The organism is Streptomyces sp. NBC_00354, from assembly GCF_036106915.1.
Taxonomy (GTDB): domain Bacteria; phylum Actinomycetota; class Actinomycetes; order Streptomycetales; family Streptomycetaceae; genus Streptomyces.
Map to the genome: position 1 here is coordinate 192420 of NZ_CP107983.1, position 16146 is coordinate 208565.

Consider the following 16146-nt stretch of genomic DNA (forward strand, 5'->3'; position numbering starts at 1 on the left):
TTCCCGTCAGCGGCGACGGACAGCCGCTGGTTCCGCCCTGTACGCTCGCTCACCGAGAAGGTGCACCTGTTCTTGCGCGGATCCGGCCTAGACACTCGAATCCTCGCAGCTCAGGAGTACCTTCTCCTCACTTGTCGTCAGATCACCCAGCCCGGTTGAATACCCGAGGCCAAGGTATGGCGCCGTACTCGGCGGATCGCTCCCCTGAGGGAGGTGGGAATGGGGCTCATGGATACGGACCACGCGGGGCTGGTTGTCGCGGCGCAGGCCGGTGACGATCGGGCGCGCGAGAAGCTGATCGCCGCGTACCTGCCGTTGCTCTACAACATCGTCGGGCGAGCGCTGAGCGGACATGCCGACGTCGACGACGTCGTCCAGGAAACCCTGCTGCGCGTGGTGCGCGACCTGCCTGCCCTGCGTTCCCCGGAGAGCTTCCGGTCCTGGCTGGTTTCGATCACGCTCCGCCAGATCAATGCCCACTGGCAGCGGCAACGCGCCTTCGTCAACCGGACCACGGTCATCGACGAGGCACTCCGGATACCGGACGCCGGCGCCGAACCTGAGGACGCGACGATCCTGCGTCTGCACGTGTCGGACGAGCGCCGTCAGGTTGTCGAAGCCCGCCGGTGGCTCGACCCGGACCATCGGGTGCTGCTGTCGCTGTGGTGGCAGGAATGCGCCGGCTCGCTGAGCCGTGACGACATCGCCGCCGCGATGGGGCTCACGGTCGCCCACGTCGGAGTACGTCTGCAACGCATGCGCGAGCAGCTGGAACTGAGCCGGGCGATCGTCGCCGCGCTGGAGGCCGACCCGCGCTGTCCGCAGTTGAACGAGACCGTCGTCGGCTGGGACGGTCTCCCTGCATCGGTGTGGCGCAAGCGGATCGCGCGGCACACCCGCGGCTGCACGGTCTGCACGGCGACGACGACAGAACGGGTTCCGGCCGAACTACTGCTCCTCAGCCTCGCGCCGCTGGCCGTCCCGGCCGGACTCATCGGCGCGCTGGCCGCCAAGGGCCTGCTGTCGGGCACGGCCGCGAGCGCCGCCGGGCCGGCCACGGCACACGTCGCCGTCGGCACGGCGACGGGGGGAAGCGGTATGCACAGCTCGCTGATCGGCAAACTCCACGCGGTGACCGCTCATCAGCTGATGGGCCTCGCCACCGGCGCGGTGCTCATCGCCGGGACCGCCACCTACGCGACCTGGCCCGAACCGGCGCATCGGGTGCCCGGCGTCATCGCCGCTCCCACGGTCGGCAATTCCACGCCGAGCCCGTTGCCGACCACCACGTCGGCCGGACCGTCCCCAGTGAGTCCGTCCGCCGTCGCAGGCACTGTTCCGCTGGGCGCACAGTCACTGGAGTTCGTGGACGACCCCGCCCTGTACCTCACCTATGCCGTCGACTTCGCGACGCTCGGCCGAGTCTCCGCGTCCAGCAGCGCGCAGACACGGCAGCGGGCCACCTTCACGGTCATCGGGGGGCTGGCCGATACACGGTGCGTCACCTTCCGCTCCGCCGACGGCCGCTATCTGCGCCATCGTGACCTGCGGCTACAGCTGAGCACCAACGACGGCAGCGAACTGTTCCGCGAAGACGCCACCTTCTGTCCGAGCCCCGGGGCGGTCGCCGGGTCGGTGACCCTGCACGCGCAGAACTATCCCGGATCGGTCCTCCGCCACCGCGACGGTGGCATCTGGCTCGATGGATCCGACGGCACTCGGGCCTTCGCCGGCCAGGCTTCCTTCATCATGCGCAGGGCCTGGGCTACCGCTCCTTGAGCATGTTGGACCGAGTCGCGCAGTGACGGCTGGTGATCCTGCACCATGGTCCTGCACCACGCCGTTCTCAGCCCGGCAGTGAGCCGAGTGCTGCGCCGAATCCAGCTCCGATCCGCATTCATCGACGGCTGCCTCGCCGTGACGGCCTGAAGGCTGATCACCAGACCCGCTGACCGGTACCACTCCACAAACCTTCACTGAGCTTCTTCGAGGTGGCCACCGATCGGGTGAATGCGACTGAGCGCTTCAGTGTCGAGTGGGCGGCTGCAGCGTCCGGTGCCAGCAGCTTGGTGAGCCGGGACAAGGGTCCACTCGAGCTTGCCGGCCTGAACGCCGACCCGGCGGCAAGGCCGGTGAGCGACGATCAAGCTGTTGTCAGCCGCTGGCTCTAAGGTCGGCCCTATGACATCAGACCTGGTCCAGGACTCATGGACTCGCATCGACGCGTGGCTGCGCGAGCATGCGCCCCGCACTTTTGCCACGCTTCGGCCGCCCGCAGGAGACGAGGAGATCGCAGCAGCGCAACAGGAACTGGGGGTCTCCTTTCCTCCGGACCTGGTCGCTTCACTCCAACGGCACAACGGGGCGCTGGAGGTACCTGAGGCTTTCCGGTTCAGTACGGGCGACCGGCTGCTCGGAGTGAGCGGAATCCTTGGGGACACCGGCTTCATGCGCGGCATCGACCAGGGCCTCGACGGGGAGACCGAGGGCTACTGGCTTCACGACTACGTGAAGTTCGGTTCTTACGACGTGACGTCGGACGGTCTTCTGATGGATTGCCGTACTGAGCGGGACTCCTTCGGTGCGATCGGACGGTTCTTCGACGAGACCGGCACCAGATTTGGGCAGGCCGACTCGCTGGGTGGGTATCTGGCCGAACTGGCCGACACGCTTGAGCGCGGCCAGGAGGCTGGTGTCGTCACCTTCAACGGCCGACTGTTCTGGGAGGCGCCTCTGCCTGCCAGGCCGGAGTGCAGTGCCGACGAGCCCCTTCCCGCACCGGATGAGCAGCTGCCAGAGCTGGACCTGTCCCACAGTCCCACCGACCTCCTCCACGTGAGCCACCTGGACGGACATGAGGAACTCGGTGCACTGATCGGAGTCCTGCCGTATGAGCAGGTGGTTGAGGCCGCGCGGAAGCAGCTGCGCAGACTGGCGGTCGAAACGGGGCTGAACAACTACCCGGAGGTCAAGGCAGCCCTGGACGCGTGGGAGCGTGGTGTGGCCCTACCGAGGCCGGACCAAACCGGCCCGCTCGCCTTGCGACTCCGCGCGGTGCTCGCACAGGCCGACACCGGCCGAGACGTCACTCGCAGGTGGGCCGCCGAGAAGATAGCCCTCGGGCTCTGGGGCTCCCCCTACAGATCCGTGTGCGAGAGCGCGGAGACCCGGAGTCACTTCACTCTCGACTGGCGTGCGGATCTGCATGCGGACCTGGGCAATCCGCCACTGCCACCGATACCTGACGACCGATTTTGGGGGGCGCTGCGCAACCCCGCCATCGACTCCAGTTGGTACGCCGCTCAGTACACCCAAGATCAGGACTGACCCCAGGGGCTTCGGTTCCGCGTGAGCGCTTCATGCGGCGGTTATCGCCAGACGAAGCGCTCACTGAGCTTCTTCAGCGCTGCCGCTCCAACGTGAGGATGGCCTTGACGATTGACGTCATGCGGTTGGGGCTGCACCGGGACCTGCGGAAGATCCGCCAGGACTTCAGGATCGCGACACCGCGTTCAACGGGCGCTCGTGCTGCGGCCAGCGCCCGGTTGAGGGTCTTTTCGGTGGGAGTGAGTTCCTGGAGTGGCTTGCGTTTGATGCCGGTCGTCAGCCACGGCCCGCCACCTTGGTAGGCGAGGTCGGCCAGAATGGGAACGCCCTGGCGCTCGCAGATCCGGATGATCCGGTGGGTGCGGGCGGCGGTCAGGTCGTGTGTGCGGCCCGGCAGGGCGGGCGAGAGCCACAGCAGCCGGCCGCAGGGGTCGGTGACGACCTGCACGTTCACGCCGTGGCGCCGGTGTTTGTGGGAGTAGTCGGCCCGGCCGTCGCCGACCCGGTCGCACTCGGCGAGGGTGCCGTCGAGCAGGATGAAGTCGGGATCGTGCTCGCGCAGCGTCTTGAGCAGACCCGGTGCTCGTTCGGCAAGCAGGTCGACGATCGCGCGGGTGTAGGCGTGGGCGGTGGACTCGCTGATGCCGAACCCGGCGGCGATCTTCGCCAGAGTGGTGTGTGTGCTCTCGTAGGTACACCAGTGCCACCATCGCCCGCTGAGACGGACGGAGCTTGCAGCGCCGGTCGCCCTCACGGGTGACAACCAGCATGGTGACCCACTCCACGAGCGCATGCGGCAGGTCGAGTGCTGCAGGATGGATGACCAACGAGGCTCCCGAGCAACGTGATTGAGACGTCAGACATCTCGATCAACAGCTCGGGGGCCTCGTTCGTTGCGCTTCACGGCCCATCACCCGATCGGTGGCCAACTCGAAGAAGCTCACGGTTGATATGGACGGCGCGCCCTTTCCCCAGGGACGACCGGACCGCGGGGCTTGGCATAACACTTTTTGCCTGCGAGATGCATCACCGAGCAATCGGCCGGACGGTGCGCCTTTTTCGTTACGAGACCGCGAGTTCGGAGGCCTCCATATCGTGGGGTTCCTTTCCCGCCGCTCACCATGCGTGCCGGCGTGGCAGGTTCCCCGACTCTGCCGTTGACGTATCTCCTGAAGAAAGCCGCTCCCATGACGCGACACACCCACGAACCCCGGGCGACCGGTACGCAGGAACGGTCCCACGTCCTGCACCGCACCCACCCCGCGGCGGATCAGGCCGTACCGGCCGATGCGCGCACGATCACGGCACCCAGGGTGACCCGCGCCCCCCGAGGAGAATCATGAAAGGCCTGCACCGGCTCAGCCGGCGTCGCCGGACATGGACGATAGGACTGTCGGCCGCGGCGCTGGTGGCCGGTGCCGTGACGCTCCTCCCCAGCTCCGCCGGAGCTGCCAACCTGGGTACGCAGGCGGCCCCCTCGGGCAGGTACTTCGGCACCGCTGTGGCCGCCGGCAGGCTCGGCGACCCGACGTATGCCGCGATCTCGGACCGGGAGTTCAACATGATCACCCCGGAGAACGAGATGAAGTGGGACGCCATCGAACCGTCCCGCGGCAATTTCAACTTCGGCCCCGCCGACCAGATCGTCAACCGTGCCCTGGCACACGGCCAGCGCATGCGCGGCCACACCACGGTCTGGCACTCACAGCTCCCGGCCTGGGTCAGCTCCATCGGCGACGCGAACACGCTGCGCAGCGTAATGAACAACCACATCACCACCGAGATGAACCACTACAAGGGCAAGATCTACGCCTGGGACGTGGTCAACGAGGCGTTCGCCGACGGCTCCACCCAGCACCGCAGCTCGGTGTTCCAGAACGTGCTGGGCAACGGCTTCATCGAGGAAGCGTTCCGCACCGCCCGGGCGGCCGACTCCTCGGCCAAGCTCTGCTACAACGACTACAACATCGAGAACTGGTCGGACGCCAAGACCCAGGGCGTCTACAGCATGGTCAAGGACTTCAAGTCCCGCGGCGTGCCGATCGACTGCGTCGGGTTCCAGAGCCACTTCGGCGCCGACGGCCCGCCATCCAGCTTCCAGACCACCTTGTCCAACTTCGCCGCCCTGGGCGTTGACGTCCAGATCACCGAGCTGGACATCGCCCGGGCGTCGTCCACCCACTACGCCAACACGGTCAAAGCCTGCCTGTCCGTGGCCCGGTGCACCGGCATCACGGTATGGGGCATCCGTGACAGCGACTCCTGGCGCAGCGGCGACAGCCCCCTGCTGTTCGACAACAACGGCAAACCGAAGGCCGCCTACACCGCCGTCGTAAACGCCCTCAAGGCCGCAGCCGGTACCACCGGCGGGACCGGTACCGGAGCAATCAAGGGCGTCCCCTCCGGTCGTTGTATGGACATCAACGGCTCCACCACCGTCAACGGCACCCAGGCGCAACTGTGGGACTGCAACGGACAGACCAACCAGCGCTGGACCCACACCTCCAGCAAGCAGCTGATGATCTACGGCAACAAGTGCCTGGAGGGCATGTCCAAGGGCACCAGCAACGGCACCGCCGTGGTCATCGGGGACTGCGACGGCAGCGCCAGCCAGCAGTGGAACATCAACACCAACGGCACGATCGCCGGCGTCCAGTCCGGGCTGTGCCTCGACGCCGTCGGCGCGGCCACCGCCAACCGCACCAAGATCCAGCTGTACTCCTGCTGGTCCGGCACCAACCAAAAGTGGACCGGCATGTCCGGTACGTCGACCCCGACGACGCCCGCGCCGACGGGCGGCACGTGTGCTCTTCCGTCGACGTACCGGTGGACGTCGACGGGTGCGCTGGCGCAGCCGGCGAACGGGTGGGGCTCGGTGAAGGACTTCACCGACGTGGTGTACAACGGCAAGCACCTGGTCTACGCGTCGAACACGTCGGGGTCGTCGTACGGCTCGATGATGTTCAATCCCTTCACGAACTGGCCGGACATGGCGTCGGCCGGCCAGACCGGGATGAGCCAGGCCGCGGTGGCACCCACGCTGTTCTACTTCGCACCCAAGAACATCTGGGTGCTGGCGTACCAGTGGGGTTCGTGGCCCTTCATCTACCGCACGTCGAGCGACCCCACCAACCCCAACGGCTGGTCCTCGCCGCAGCCACTGTTCACCGGCAGCATCCCCAACTCCCCCACCGGCCCGATCGACCAGACCCTGATCGCTGACGGCCAGAACATGTACCTGTTCTTCGCCGGTGACAACGGCAAGATCTACCGGGCGAGCATGCCGATCGGGAACTTCCCGGGCAACTTCGGCTCGTCGTACACGACGATCATGAGCGACTCGACGGACAACCTGTTCGAGGCCCCGCAGGTCTACAAGGTTCAGGGCCAGAACCAGTACCTCGTGATCGTCGAGGCGAGGGGTGCGAATGGGCGCTACTTCCGCTCGTTCACGGCCTCCAGCCTGAGCGGTTCGTGGACCGCGCAGGCCGGCAGCGAAAGCAACCCCTTCGCGGGCAAGGCCAACAGCGGTGCCACCTGGACCAACGACATCAGCCACGGTGACCTGGTCCGCAACAACCCCGACCAGACCATGACCATCGACCCCTGCAACCTGCAGTTTCTCTACCAAGGCAAGTCCCCCACCGCGGGCGGCCCCTACGACCAACTGCCCTACCGGCCGGGTGTCCTCACCCTGCAGCGCTAACCCGCCCGATCCACGGTGATCGCGATTCGGGGCGGCCTGCCGACCCGCAGACGAGCGGTACACGGCCCGGGCAACTCCTTCTGCTGACCTATACCCCACCGCCTCGAGGAACCCCAGCCGTGCGTCGTCTGGGGTTCCTCTCTTGTGTGGACTTCATCGTGCTGGAGCTGATCACAGCCCTCAACGGGGGAACGGCGGGTGATCCGACCGGCGCCCCGGCCGGCTACGACGGCGAGCACCGGGAGCGCCCCATCGTCCCCTCGCCCGGACGCGACGCAGCTCCGGCGCTATCACGGCCGCGGGTCTCCATCCCATCCCGTTCCGGGCGTTGTACTGCGCGACCCACTCGGCGACGTCGGCACAATCCGCGGGCGGGAAGACGACGTCGGACACGAGCCGGATCGCCTCGGGGACGTTCGCGCCCGGGTGCATCTCGCGGACATGCGTCCCGGCCCGGGCCATCGCCAGGGCCAGCCGCCCGTCCTCGAGGACGAGTTCACCCATCGCTCCGCACTGCGCGCACCGGACGTACGTCACCGCGACCGGGGTCCGCATCCCGAACGGCAGCCGCTCCACCATCTCCATCCCATGCCCAACGCAGACAGGTCACGCTCGATCGATCCGCGAGACGGTGTGGGAGGCCCCCCCACCGCGTCGCCGTGCTCCACGCACAGAAGTACCCGAGGGTCGCGCGTTGATTACTGAGCTTGTAGGCGTGGGGTCGTGGGGGCTGACAGTTGGTGATCGTCGCGGTATGCCGGTTGTATGAGGTATCCGCAGGGTGGGGGTCTGACCGCGGAGAGACAAGCTTTCCGTGAACGGATCCGGATGGAAGCGGCCGGCATGTTCGCCGGCGGTCTCAGCAATGGCGTGGTCGCGAAGGAGTTACGCGTCAGCGTCCGGTCGGTTCAGCGGTGGCGGCAGGCCTGGCAGGAGAGCGGTCAGCCTGCTCTGCGTTCACAAGGACCGGCCTGTCGTCCGAAGCTGAGTAAGACCTTGTTCGCGGTCCTCGAGGAGGAGCTGGCCAAGGGGCCGGTCGCTCACGGGTGGCCGGACCAGAGATGGACCCTGGCCCGGATCAAAACGCTCATCGGGCGAAGGTTCCACAAGAGCATGACCTTGTCCGGGATCTCCCAGATGCTCAGGCGGCACGGCTGGAGTCACCAGGTCCCCGCCCGCCGTGCGCTCGAGCGGGACGAGGAAGCGGTGGCCGGCTGGGTGAAGGACACGTGGCCGCTGGTGGAAGCACCGCGGCGGCGCTCGACGCCTGGATCGTCTTCGAAGACGAAGCAGGATTCTCGATGACGCCGCCGACCTCACGGACCTGGGCCAAACGCGGCCACACACCCGTCATCCGGGGCCGCGGACGCTCCCAACGCCGCTACCCCATCGCGGCCCTGACCTGCCACAAAGCGGGCGAACGCTCCCGCCTGATCTACCGGCCCAAACGGCACACCGACCACAAGCAAGGCGGCCGTCGCAGTTTCGCCTGGACCGATTACCGCGACCTCCTCATCGCCGCCCACCAGCAGCTCGGCGGCTCCATCGTCCTCATCTGGGACAACTGTGAGACTCATGGGGCGCCGTCCGGGGCCAGGGTCTGACCCGTGGGACAACTGGCCCAGGCTGCCTTGTTCAGGATCTGTCGGCCCGTGGTCCCGGGCGGTGCTTGCTGCCGCCGGACCGGCGGGCGTGTCCCGATAAGGGCCTTGCCGCACAAGGCACCATCACAGTTCTGACCGCCCACCCGGCCCGGTGTCGGCCATCAGCCCCAGCCGATGAAGGAGCCGCGTGACCATCACCAGCATGCCCCAGCCGACCCTGCCCGCACAGCCAGAAGAACCGCTGGCAGAGGACGTGATCCTGGGGGTGGACACCCACAAGGACGTGCACGTCGCCGCAGTGATCACCGTGCTCGGAGCACTCCTGGCCCACCAGCAGTTCCCGGCCACCGCCGCGGGATACCACCAACTCCTGGCCTGGGCACGCTCTTTCGGCGCTCTGCGCCGAGCCGGTGTGGAGTGCACGGGATCCTACGGAGCTGCCCTGACACGCTTCCTGAGCCGGGAGAATGTCCAGGTCATCGAGGTCAATCAGCCCGACCGCGCCCTGCGCCGCAAGCGTGGCAAGACCGACGCCGTCGATGCGGAGGCCGCCGCCCGCGCGGTCCTGTCCGGACGGGCTGACGTCACACCCAAGAGCGGCGAGGGCCCGGCGGCCGACATGCGCGTGCTGCGACTGGCGAAGGAGTCGGCCGTCAAAGCCCGCACGCAGGCAAAGAACCAGCTCAAGGCCGTGCTGCTTGGTGTCGATCCCGCGCTGCGCGAGGCACTGTCCACGCTCAGTAACACGGCCCTGATCGCCAGGTGCGCCGACCTTGCCGACGCCGACGACGCTGCCGTCTTCACGCTCCGGCTGCTGGCCCGGCGCATCCAGCAGCTCACCGCCGAGGTGAAGGAACTCACCCGCCGGGTCAGCAAAGCCGTCCATCGCTGCCATCCGCAGCTCCTGGACATCATCGGCGTCGGGCCCGACAGCGCCGCTGCCCTGCTGATCGCCGCCGGCGACAACCCGGAACGGCTGGCCAGCGAGGCATCATTCGCAGCTCTGTGCGGCGTCAGCCCCGTCGAGCAGTCTTCCGGAAAGACCCAGCGCCGGAGGCTCAACCGCGGGGGCAACCGGCAAGCCAACGCCGCCCTCTACCGCATCGTCGTGACACGCATCCGCCGTGATGCCCGCACCCGTCTCTACCTCGAACGACGCACGAAACAGGGCATGTCGAAGCGCGAGATCATCCGCTGCCTCAAACGCTACGTCGCTCGCGAGATCTACCGTCAGATCCAGCCGGCGTCGGCCCTTGCTGCCTCGTCTTCTGCCGCTTGACGCAACATAGGGGCATCCTGAACGTCCACAAAGACCACCGCATGCGGGCCTTCATCGATACTCAGGACTGGATCACCGCCTACCACCTGCCGCCCTACGCACCCGACCTCAACCCCGTCGAGGGCATCTGGTCCCTGCTCCGCCGCAGCAGCCAGGCCAACACCGCCTTCACCGACCCCGACCACCTCATCCGCGCTCTACGACACGGACTCCGCCAGATCCAGTACCGCAGCGACACCATCGACGGCTGTCTCACCGAAACCGGACTCAAACTGACGACACCACAGCTACAAGCTCAGTAACGGCGCAGGGTCAGACTTCGGGGCGGGGCAGTCACAAGGACGACCATGGCGGATTGGCTCCCTTCTTTCCAGGGAGGCACGGACGTCCGTGCCTCCCTGGACAATCGGGTCAGGCGATCTCGACGCCTCGGGCAAGAGCCCCGGTGAGCCATTGCTCGATGGCACGCGCCGACACCGAGGATCCCGAACCCGACGGCCCCGTGAGGGCAGAACGTGCGAGGACCGGCCGGCACCCGGCGCCACCGGTCATTTCAAAGACCTCGCACGGTCAGAGGTGTCGTAGAGGTCACCACGGCACCGACCGGACCACACACATCCTGCCCCGGGCTGAACAACGCCGCCCCGGGCCCACCAGAGATCCAGAACCTCTCATTGCTATCGAATGAGAGGTGTCGTTTTCGGAAGGGGCTTGCCCATCGGGGCTGACCTGGGCAAAGGGACAGTCGCCGGTTTGGGGGGTGCACACCTCCGGTCACACCTGCGGTCCCCCGCTGGAGGCAACCGTCCAGGCAACAGTTCAGCCGCCCTCCGGTGCTACCCTCCCCGCGACCGCCGCGGGATGCGGGAGGCGCTGTGCCTTCCGCCACCTCGACGCGAGTGTGCGCAGGTGTTCCCCGGTCAGCGGCGGCCGGTGGCCAGGATGACGAGGAACTGGCCGCCGCCCGCCTGGATGTCGGCGGTCACCGGCAGCCCCGGTACCAGTCGGGAGAACCGGTCCACCAGCCAATCCGCCGCCTCTTGGGCGTCCTTCCTGGTCGGACACCGGCCCACCATCTCGCGGCCGCCCTTGCGCTCCAGCCTTTCGGCAACGGTGATCAGCGGCGCGGGTTCGACTACGTACAGGCGCTCCGGCCAGGCGATGACCACCTTGACCGCGCCCTTGCGGGTATTGCACCCGCGGTGCGCGAGCCGCTCGGCGACCTTGGCCTTCCGGTCAGCGGTACGGCTGTCGACACTGGGCCCCCGCGGATCGTTCACCGACTCGTCGGGATCGACCGGTTCGTCACACACCCAGCACCGCCAGCCGTCACGCTCGGCCACATCATCAAGGAGACTCATCCGAGCAACCTACCTGCCCGGCCGCCACCCCTTGCACCAGGGCGGCCCCGGCAACGTCTCAACACCGGCCAACAACGTTGCAACGCCCGGCCTGCGCGTGCCAAGGCACAGGCGCTGGCCAGGCCGGCACCCACCGCGGCCGCGGTGCGGGAGATCGCCGTGGCGCAGTTCCAGCCCGGCGCGCTGCAGCGGCCCCGGGCAAGCCCAGTTCGAGGGAGGCTTGCCCACGATCACGAAGGCTTGCCCGGCGGTCAGGAGGCTTGCCCGGGGCGGAAGGGGGAGCGCCAGCCGCGGGCCTTCTCAGCGGTCGCGGCGGCCTCCGCCTCCACGCGGTCACGCTCGGCTTTGTCCGCCGCCGCGACCGTCTTGTCCTCGCGCGGCTCGCACAGGGTCGGGTGTCACCGGTGGCCTGGCTTCGGGGAAAGCCGGGTGTTCTTCCATCGGTCGTTGTCGAACTTCGTCCCGCAGCCGGCAGACGGGGCGGCCGGCCTCGTGCTCGGCTCTCTTCAGCTCGGCCGCGCGGCGCAACTGCTCCTGGTACTCCGCCTGTTGCGCCTTCATCCGCTCCGCCTCTCGGGCGAGGGCGGTATTCCGGCGGGGGTTGCCAATCGCGTCACGCAGCGGCTGCATGCGGGTGCGGCCGAAGCGGAGGAGGACCGGCCCGTCCGGGCCGTGCTCGCGCAGGTTGCGCAGGCCGGTCGCGATGACCGGGATCTTCCTGTCATAACTGCTGTACCCGTCTTCGGCCGGCCCGCCCGCCCACAGCGGCCGGGTCAGCTCTTGCAGCCGCAGGACGGTCCGGTTGGGGTCGCGGGCGCCGATGTGGTTGAAGACGATCAGCACGGGCGGGTGCGGGCCTCCCCGTAGTCGACGCGGGCGAGCCAGTGGGTGCGCCACATCGGCTTGTCCTTGCCGTCGGTGTCCTTGAACTTCCGCTTGAAGAACCGGTGGTACTTCGCCAGCTTCGCCGCGATCTCCTCGGCACTCTCGTGGCAGTTGTCGACCTCGATGAACAACAGTGGGATCCGGTCCTGCGGGGCGAGCACGATGTCGGCTTGGGCGCCGCCCTTGCCCGGCGCGCCCCAGGTGCCGGTGGCGGGCAGCGGGACCTCGGTCGCGTACGAGGCGACCGTGCCGACACCGCCGGGTGCGTCGACGGCGGCTTGCGCGGCCGCCTTGGCCGCGGTCCGGCCACCCGCAGGCTGGTGATCTCCAGGGTGCCGCCGAAGACGGCGAGGCGGTGGCGCCGGTCCGTGCGTCCCGCATCAGCGCTCTGGCCCGGTCGGGGTCGGTCTCCATCAGTGCGCGCCGCCTTCGCCAAGACCTCCCCAAGGCGCGCTGATCCACGGCTCTGAGCCGACCTGCGCGGTACTACGGCCTGCCCAACGGGGCCGTCGGCAGGCCGTCCTGCGCGGCGCGGGGTGGCGGCAGCACCCCCGGCAGGGTCCAGGTGTAGACGTCCGGGGAGAAGGCGCGCAGACGCTTGACGAGCCTGGCGGTCGACCAGGGCCAGCAGAAGGTGTTGACGCCCGGAAGGCCGAAGTAGTACCCGGATCCGTTCGCGGGGCCGTAGACGGTGGTGCGCAGCGCCTCGTGCAGGGCCTGCTGATGGGCTTCCTCGGCTTCGGGAATGACGTCGAGCGCGGCGTACCCGTTGGTGCGCAAGTGGGTGAGGGCAGCCGCGGTGTAGCAGAGCTGGGCTTCGAGGACGGTGGGTACTGCGGTGGTGCCGGTGAGCAGGTTCGGGCCGACGAGGAGGAAGAGGTTGGGGTAGCCGCTGACGCTGGTGCCCAGATAGGCACGGCGGTTGTCGGCCCAGGTCCTGGCGAGCGTGGTGCCGCCGGTGCCGTACAGCCGGCTGGCCAGTGGGATGTCGCCCACGTGGTAGCCGGTGGCCAGGATGATGACGTCGGCCCGGGTACGGGTGCCGTCGGCGCCGATGACGTGGGAGCCCTCCACGGCAGCTGCCCGGGTGGGGTGAAGCCGGACGTTGGGCCGGACGAGGGCGGGGTAGTAGGTGTCGGACGTGATCAGGCGGCGGGCCCCGAGGCGGTAGTCGGGGGTGAGTGCCTGGCGCAGGGCCCGGTCCGGTACGGAAGTGCACAGGTGGAACCGGGCCACGGCTTCCAGGGGCCGCAGCAGGCGGGGGTGGCGCAGGGGCAGGCCGACGGCTTCCTGGGTCCAGTGGTGCAGGCCGCGCAGAGCGCGGCGGACTGTCGGGTGGAGTCCGAGGAAGCGGTGCAGGCGGGCGGGGAGCGGGTAGTCGGGTTTCGGGAGCACCCAGTGCGGAGTGCTCTGGAAGACATCGACGTGCGCGGCCTGGGGCTGGATCTCGGGCAGGAACTGCACGGCGGACGCTCCGGTGCCCACTACCGCGATGCGGCGACCGGTGAGGTCGGCGTCGTGGTTCCAGCGGGCGGAGTGGAAGGCCGGGCCGGGGAAGGTGTCGAGGCCGGGGATGTCGGGGTGGCGGGGGCGGTGCCATGGGCCGGTGGCGACGATGACGGCGCGGGCCGTGTAGGCACCCGCCGTGGTCTCCACGTTCCAGCGGCTGGCGTCCGGCTGCCATCGCGCCTCCAGCACCTCCGTGCCGTAGCGGATCGCCTCGTCCACCCGGTGGGTCGACGCGGTGGTCCGGAGGTAGTTGAGGATTTCGGACCGGTCGGCGAAGCACCGGCTCCAAGGATGGGGGGCGAAGGAGTACTCGTACAGCATCGCGGGCACGTCGCACCCGCATCCGGGGTAGGTGTTGTCGCGCCAGGTCCCGCCGAGACGGTCGGACTTCTCCAGCACCACGACGTCGTCGATCCCGGCCCGGCGCAGTGCGATCACGGCGGCCACACCCGAAAGGCCGGCCCCGATGACGACGACCTCCGCCTGACGGCAGCTGCCGGAACTTTCACGGGTCACGCTTGCTCCCTCCCTGCGTCGGGAGCATCCCGGCCAGTGCCGGACCCCTCTCCACAGTCACCCAGAGCGACCGATCGTAAGCGTTCGCGTCATCGTGCAGGGATGTGCGGCGTGCGCATCGCTCATATGAGTGATCTTGCAGACCTCGGCCGCAGGGGGCGGGCGGGCGCTCTCCCCGGTCCCCGCCATTGCGGAGACCGGGGAGAACCGCCGACGTGGACCAGTGGGGTGGTCACGCCCGCTCCAGGCCGCCCAACGGATTCCGTGGCCCGCCTCTGCCGCGGCGCAGCGGCGGGCCTCGTCCACGACGCTGTCACCACCCCCTGGCCGAGACCGGTCACCGCTCTCGCGCCCGGCGAGGCCTTGGAGGAAGCCCAGTACCTGATCAACGCAGCCCTCGCAGCCCCGGATCGGGTGGTTCTCTGGCCGCTGTACGGACCGGGTGGGGTGCCCTTGCGGGCGGCGCTGCGGGACGTGAAGAGTCTGGGGGCCCTGGTCCTCAACCATGCGACGCCCGGTGACCTCCACCCTGTGGCTCCGGACGAGGCCCTCGAACGCCTCGAGCGCTACCGGGCCAACCCTCTGTCCCCGCGTTCGCAACGCGATCCGCACACCCGGCGCAGTGACGTCCACAGCTACTACGCGCCCGACGACGCCGCGGCCACCGCCGTGGCGATCACGGCGGCTCTTCGGATCCTGCGTGCCGCGAACGTCCCGGCAGCCGCCCGGGCGGCGCGGTGGCTGACCGAGCGCGTGGCTGCCTCCGGCCGCGCCCTCTACCCCGCCGGCGTCGTCTCGGTCGGCGGCACGCTCTCGCCCGTCCTCGAAGCGGCCTGCGCTGCAGCCGGGAGTCGCAGATGATGCCGGTGGCCCGCCTGCGCCACCGCACAGCCGTCTACTCCACCCGGCCCCCGGCCCCCGGCCAACCACGACGCACGGGCCGCCATGCTGCCCACCGCCCTGTGGCCCGAGTGGGCACTGCGCCTGGCCCCACGCCACCCCAGCGGCAGGGCTCTGGCCCAACGTACTGATGAACTCCTGTCCGTCGCCTGCCTGCTCGTCGGCAACATCACCTCGATCCAGGCCGCGACCCGTATGACCGGCACCACCGCCACCAGCCATAACGTCTCCACGCTCCTCGCCGACCTCACCCGCCGCAGCGACTGCACCGACGTCCTGCACCGACGTCCTGCACGCACTAATCCTCCTGGCCGACCACCTAGACCACCACGGCGCTCCCATCGACTACGCGCGCCGCCGCACCCTGTTCACCAGCCGCCCCCGCCTCATCGACCCACGAGCCTGGCTCGATCTGCAGCGCCACTTGCGCTCGAACCTCCGCCCCGATGCCAGGCACGCCCAACGCTGGATCTTCCACACCCTGACCGGCTCGCCCCCGCACCTCGCACACCCCGAGCTCGCAGCCGGCACCCAGGCTCAGCGCCGGCAGTACCAGCGCTTGCGCTGGCGGATCCTGCCCGCCGAAGCCAAGCTCCTCACCCACACCGCACAAGCCCTCCTGGACGAGCACAGTATCGACGAACCACTCCGGTGGACGCCCCAGCTCCCCTCCCGCGTACTGCGCCGCCTCTCACTTCCCGGGCCTGACCCCGGCAGTATCACCGTCACCCAGCTCCATCAGGCCGTGCCCGGCAGCGACTTCTCCATCGCCCGGCTCACACTCACTCTGAACACCACCACCGACCACGTCATCTATCTGCTGTCCCAGCATCCCGCCGACTGGAGCCCGCCTCGATTCCGCCGTACCCAGCACAACGCGACCCGCCTCGGGCAGTGGCGCATCTGGTACGAGCAGGACCACCTGTCCTTGCAAGCCATCGCCGACTGGGAACGGACCAGCCTCGCCACCATCCGACTCGCGCTCCTCAGGAACGGCATCCACCTACGCCCCGCCGGGTCCTACCCGGGCCGCCCAAGGAGAAAGTGACCCCTACGGCA

11 protein-coding genes and 3 pseudogenes are annotated in these 16146 nt (G+C 68.7%); 8 read left to right on the forward strand and 6 right to left on the reverse strand.

The genetic code is table 11. The features are described from left to right. Nucleotides 1-219 precede the first annotated feature (219 nt). Nucleotides 220-1779: a sigma-70 family RNA polymerase sigma factor gene (locus OHT74_RS00935; protein WP_266659602.1), complete on the forward strand. Its 1560-nt coding sequence runs from the start codon at nucleotides 220-222 to the stop codon at nucleotides 1777-1779. 402 nt (nucleotides 1780-2181) lie between these two features. Then, nucleotides 2182-3327 carry an SMI1/KNR4 family protein gene (locus tag OHT74_RS00940; RefSeq protein WP_328618924.1) on the forward strand — a complete coding sequence of 382 codons (1146 nt, stop codon included), beginning with the start codon at nucleotides 2182-2184 and terminating at the stop codon, nucleotides 3325-3327. A 73-nt stretch (nucleotides 3328-3400) separates the two neighbouring features. Here the strand turns inward: OHT74_RS00940 and OHT74_RS00945 are convergent. After that, a pseudogene (locus OHT74_RS00945) lies at nucleotides 3401-4154 on the reverse strand (transposase family protein). A gap of 512 nt (nucleotides 4155-4666) precedes the next feature. On the opposite strand from OHT74_RS00945, the gene OHT74_RS00950 reads away from it, so the two are divergent. Further along, entirely contained in the window at nucleotides 4667-7033 is a 2367-nt protein-coding gene (locus OHT74_RS00950; protein ID WP_328618925.1) for a non-reducing end alpha-L-arabinofuranosidase family hydrolase, read from the forward strand. A 180-nt stretch (nucleotides 7034-7213) separates the two neighbouring features. Here the strand turns inward: OHT74_RS00950 and OHT74_RS00955 are convergent, their stop codons facing one another. Next, nucleotides 7214-7618 (reverse strand): hypothetical protein, encoded by a 405-nt coding sequence (locus OHT74_RS00955; protein WP_328618926.1) that lies wholly within the window; start codon nucleotides 7616-7618, stop codon nucleotides 7214-7216. A gap of 180 nt (nucleotides 7619-7798) precedes the next feature. On the opposite strand from OHT74_RS00955, the pseudogene OHT74_RS00960 reads away from it, so the two are divergent. The 3 genes and pseudogenes from OHT74_RS00960 to OHT74_RS00975 form a co-directional block, all read left to right on the forward strand. Further along, nucleotides 7799-8610: pseudogene (locus OHT74_RS00960) on the forward strand (winged helix-turn-helix domain-containing protein); the annotation flags it as partial. 229 nt (nucleotides 8611-8839) lie between these two features. Then, nucleotides 8840-9916 carry an IS110 family transposase gene (locus OHT74_RS00970; RefSeq protein ID WP_443047681.1) on the forward strand — a complete coding sequence of 359 codons (1077 nt, stop codon included), beginning with the start codon at nucleotides 8840-8842 and terminating at the stop codon, nucleotides 9914-9916. Between the two features lie 17 nt (nucleotides 9917-9933). Next, nucleotides 9934-10218, forward strand: a pseudogene (locus OHT74_RS00975) (transposase); the annotation flags it as partial. A 618-nt stretch (nucleotides 10219-10836) separates the two neighbouring features. Here OHT74_RS00975 and OHT74_RS00980 read toward each other — a convergent pair. From OHT74_RS00980 to OHT74_RS00995, 4 genes are all read right to left on the reverse strand, one after another. After that, nucleotides 10837-11277, reverse strand: coding sequence for a hypothetical protein (locus tag OHT74_RS00980; RefSeq protein WP_051762938.1), 441 nt, complete (start codon nucleotides 11275-11277; stop codon nucleotides 10837-10839). 333 nt (nucleotides 11278-11610) lie between these two features. Continuing rightward, on the reverse strand, nucleotides 11611-12120 hold the full coding sequence (locus OHT74_RS00985; RefSeq protein WP_328618928.1) for a hypothetical protein: 510 nt from the start codon (nucleotides 12118-12120) through the stop codon (nucleotides 11611-11613). Next, entirely contained in the window at nucleotides 12114-12323 is a 210-nt protein-coding gene (locus tag OHT74_RS00990; RefSeq protein WP_328618929.1) for a hypothetical protein, read from the reverse strand. Before OHT74_RS00990 ends, OHT74_RS00985 begins: the two co-directional genes overlap by 7 nt. A gap of 325 nt (nucleotides 12324-12648) precedes the next feature. Beyond that, nucleotides 12649-14187, reverse strand: a complete 1539-nt coding sequence (locus OHT74_RS00995) for a flavin-containing monooxygenase (RefSeq protein WP_328618930.1) — start codon at nucleotides 14185-14187, stop codon at nucleotides 12649-12651. Between the two features lie 264 nt (nucleotides 14188-14451). Here OHT74_RS00995 and OHT74_RS01000 point away from each other — a divergent pair, with 264 nt between their 5' ends. Then, entirely contained in the window at nucleotides 14452-15048 is a 597-nt protein-coding gene (locus OHT74_RS01000) for a hypothetical protein (RefSeq protein ID WP_328618931.1), read from the forward strand. A gap of 463 nt (nucleotides 15049-15511) precedes the next feature. Next, complete coding sequence (locus OHT74_RS01005; protein ID WP_328618932.1) at nucleotides 15512-16135, forward strand: hypothetical protein; 624 nt, start codon at nucleotides 15512-15514, stop codon at nucleotides 16133-16135. Nucleotides 16136-16146 lie beyond the last annotated feature (11 nt).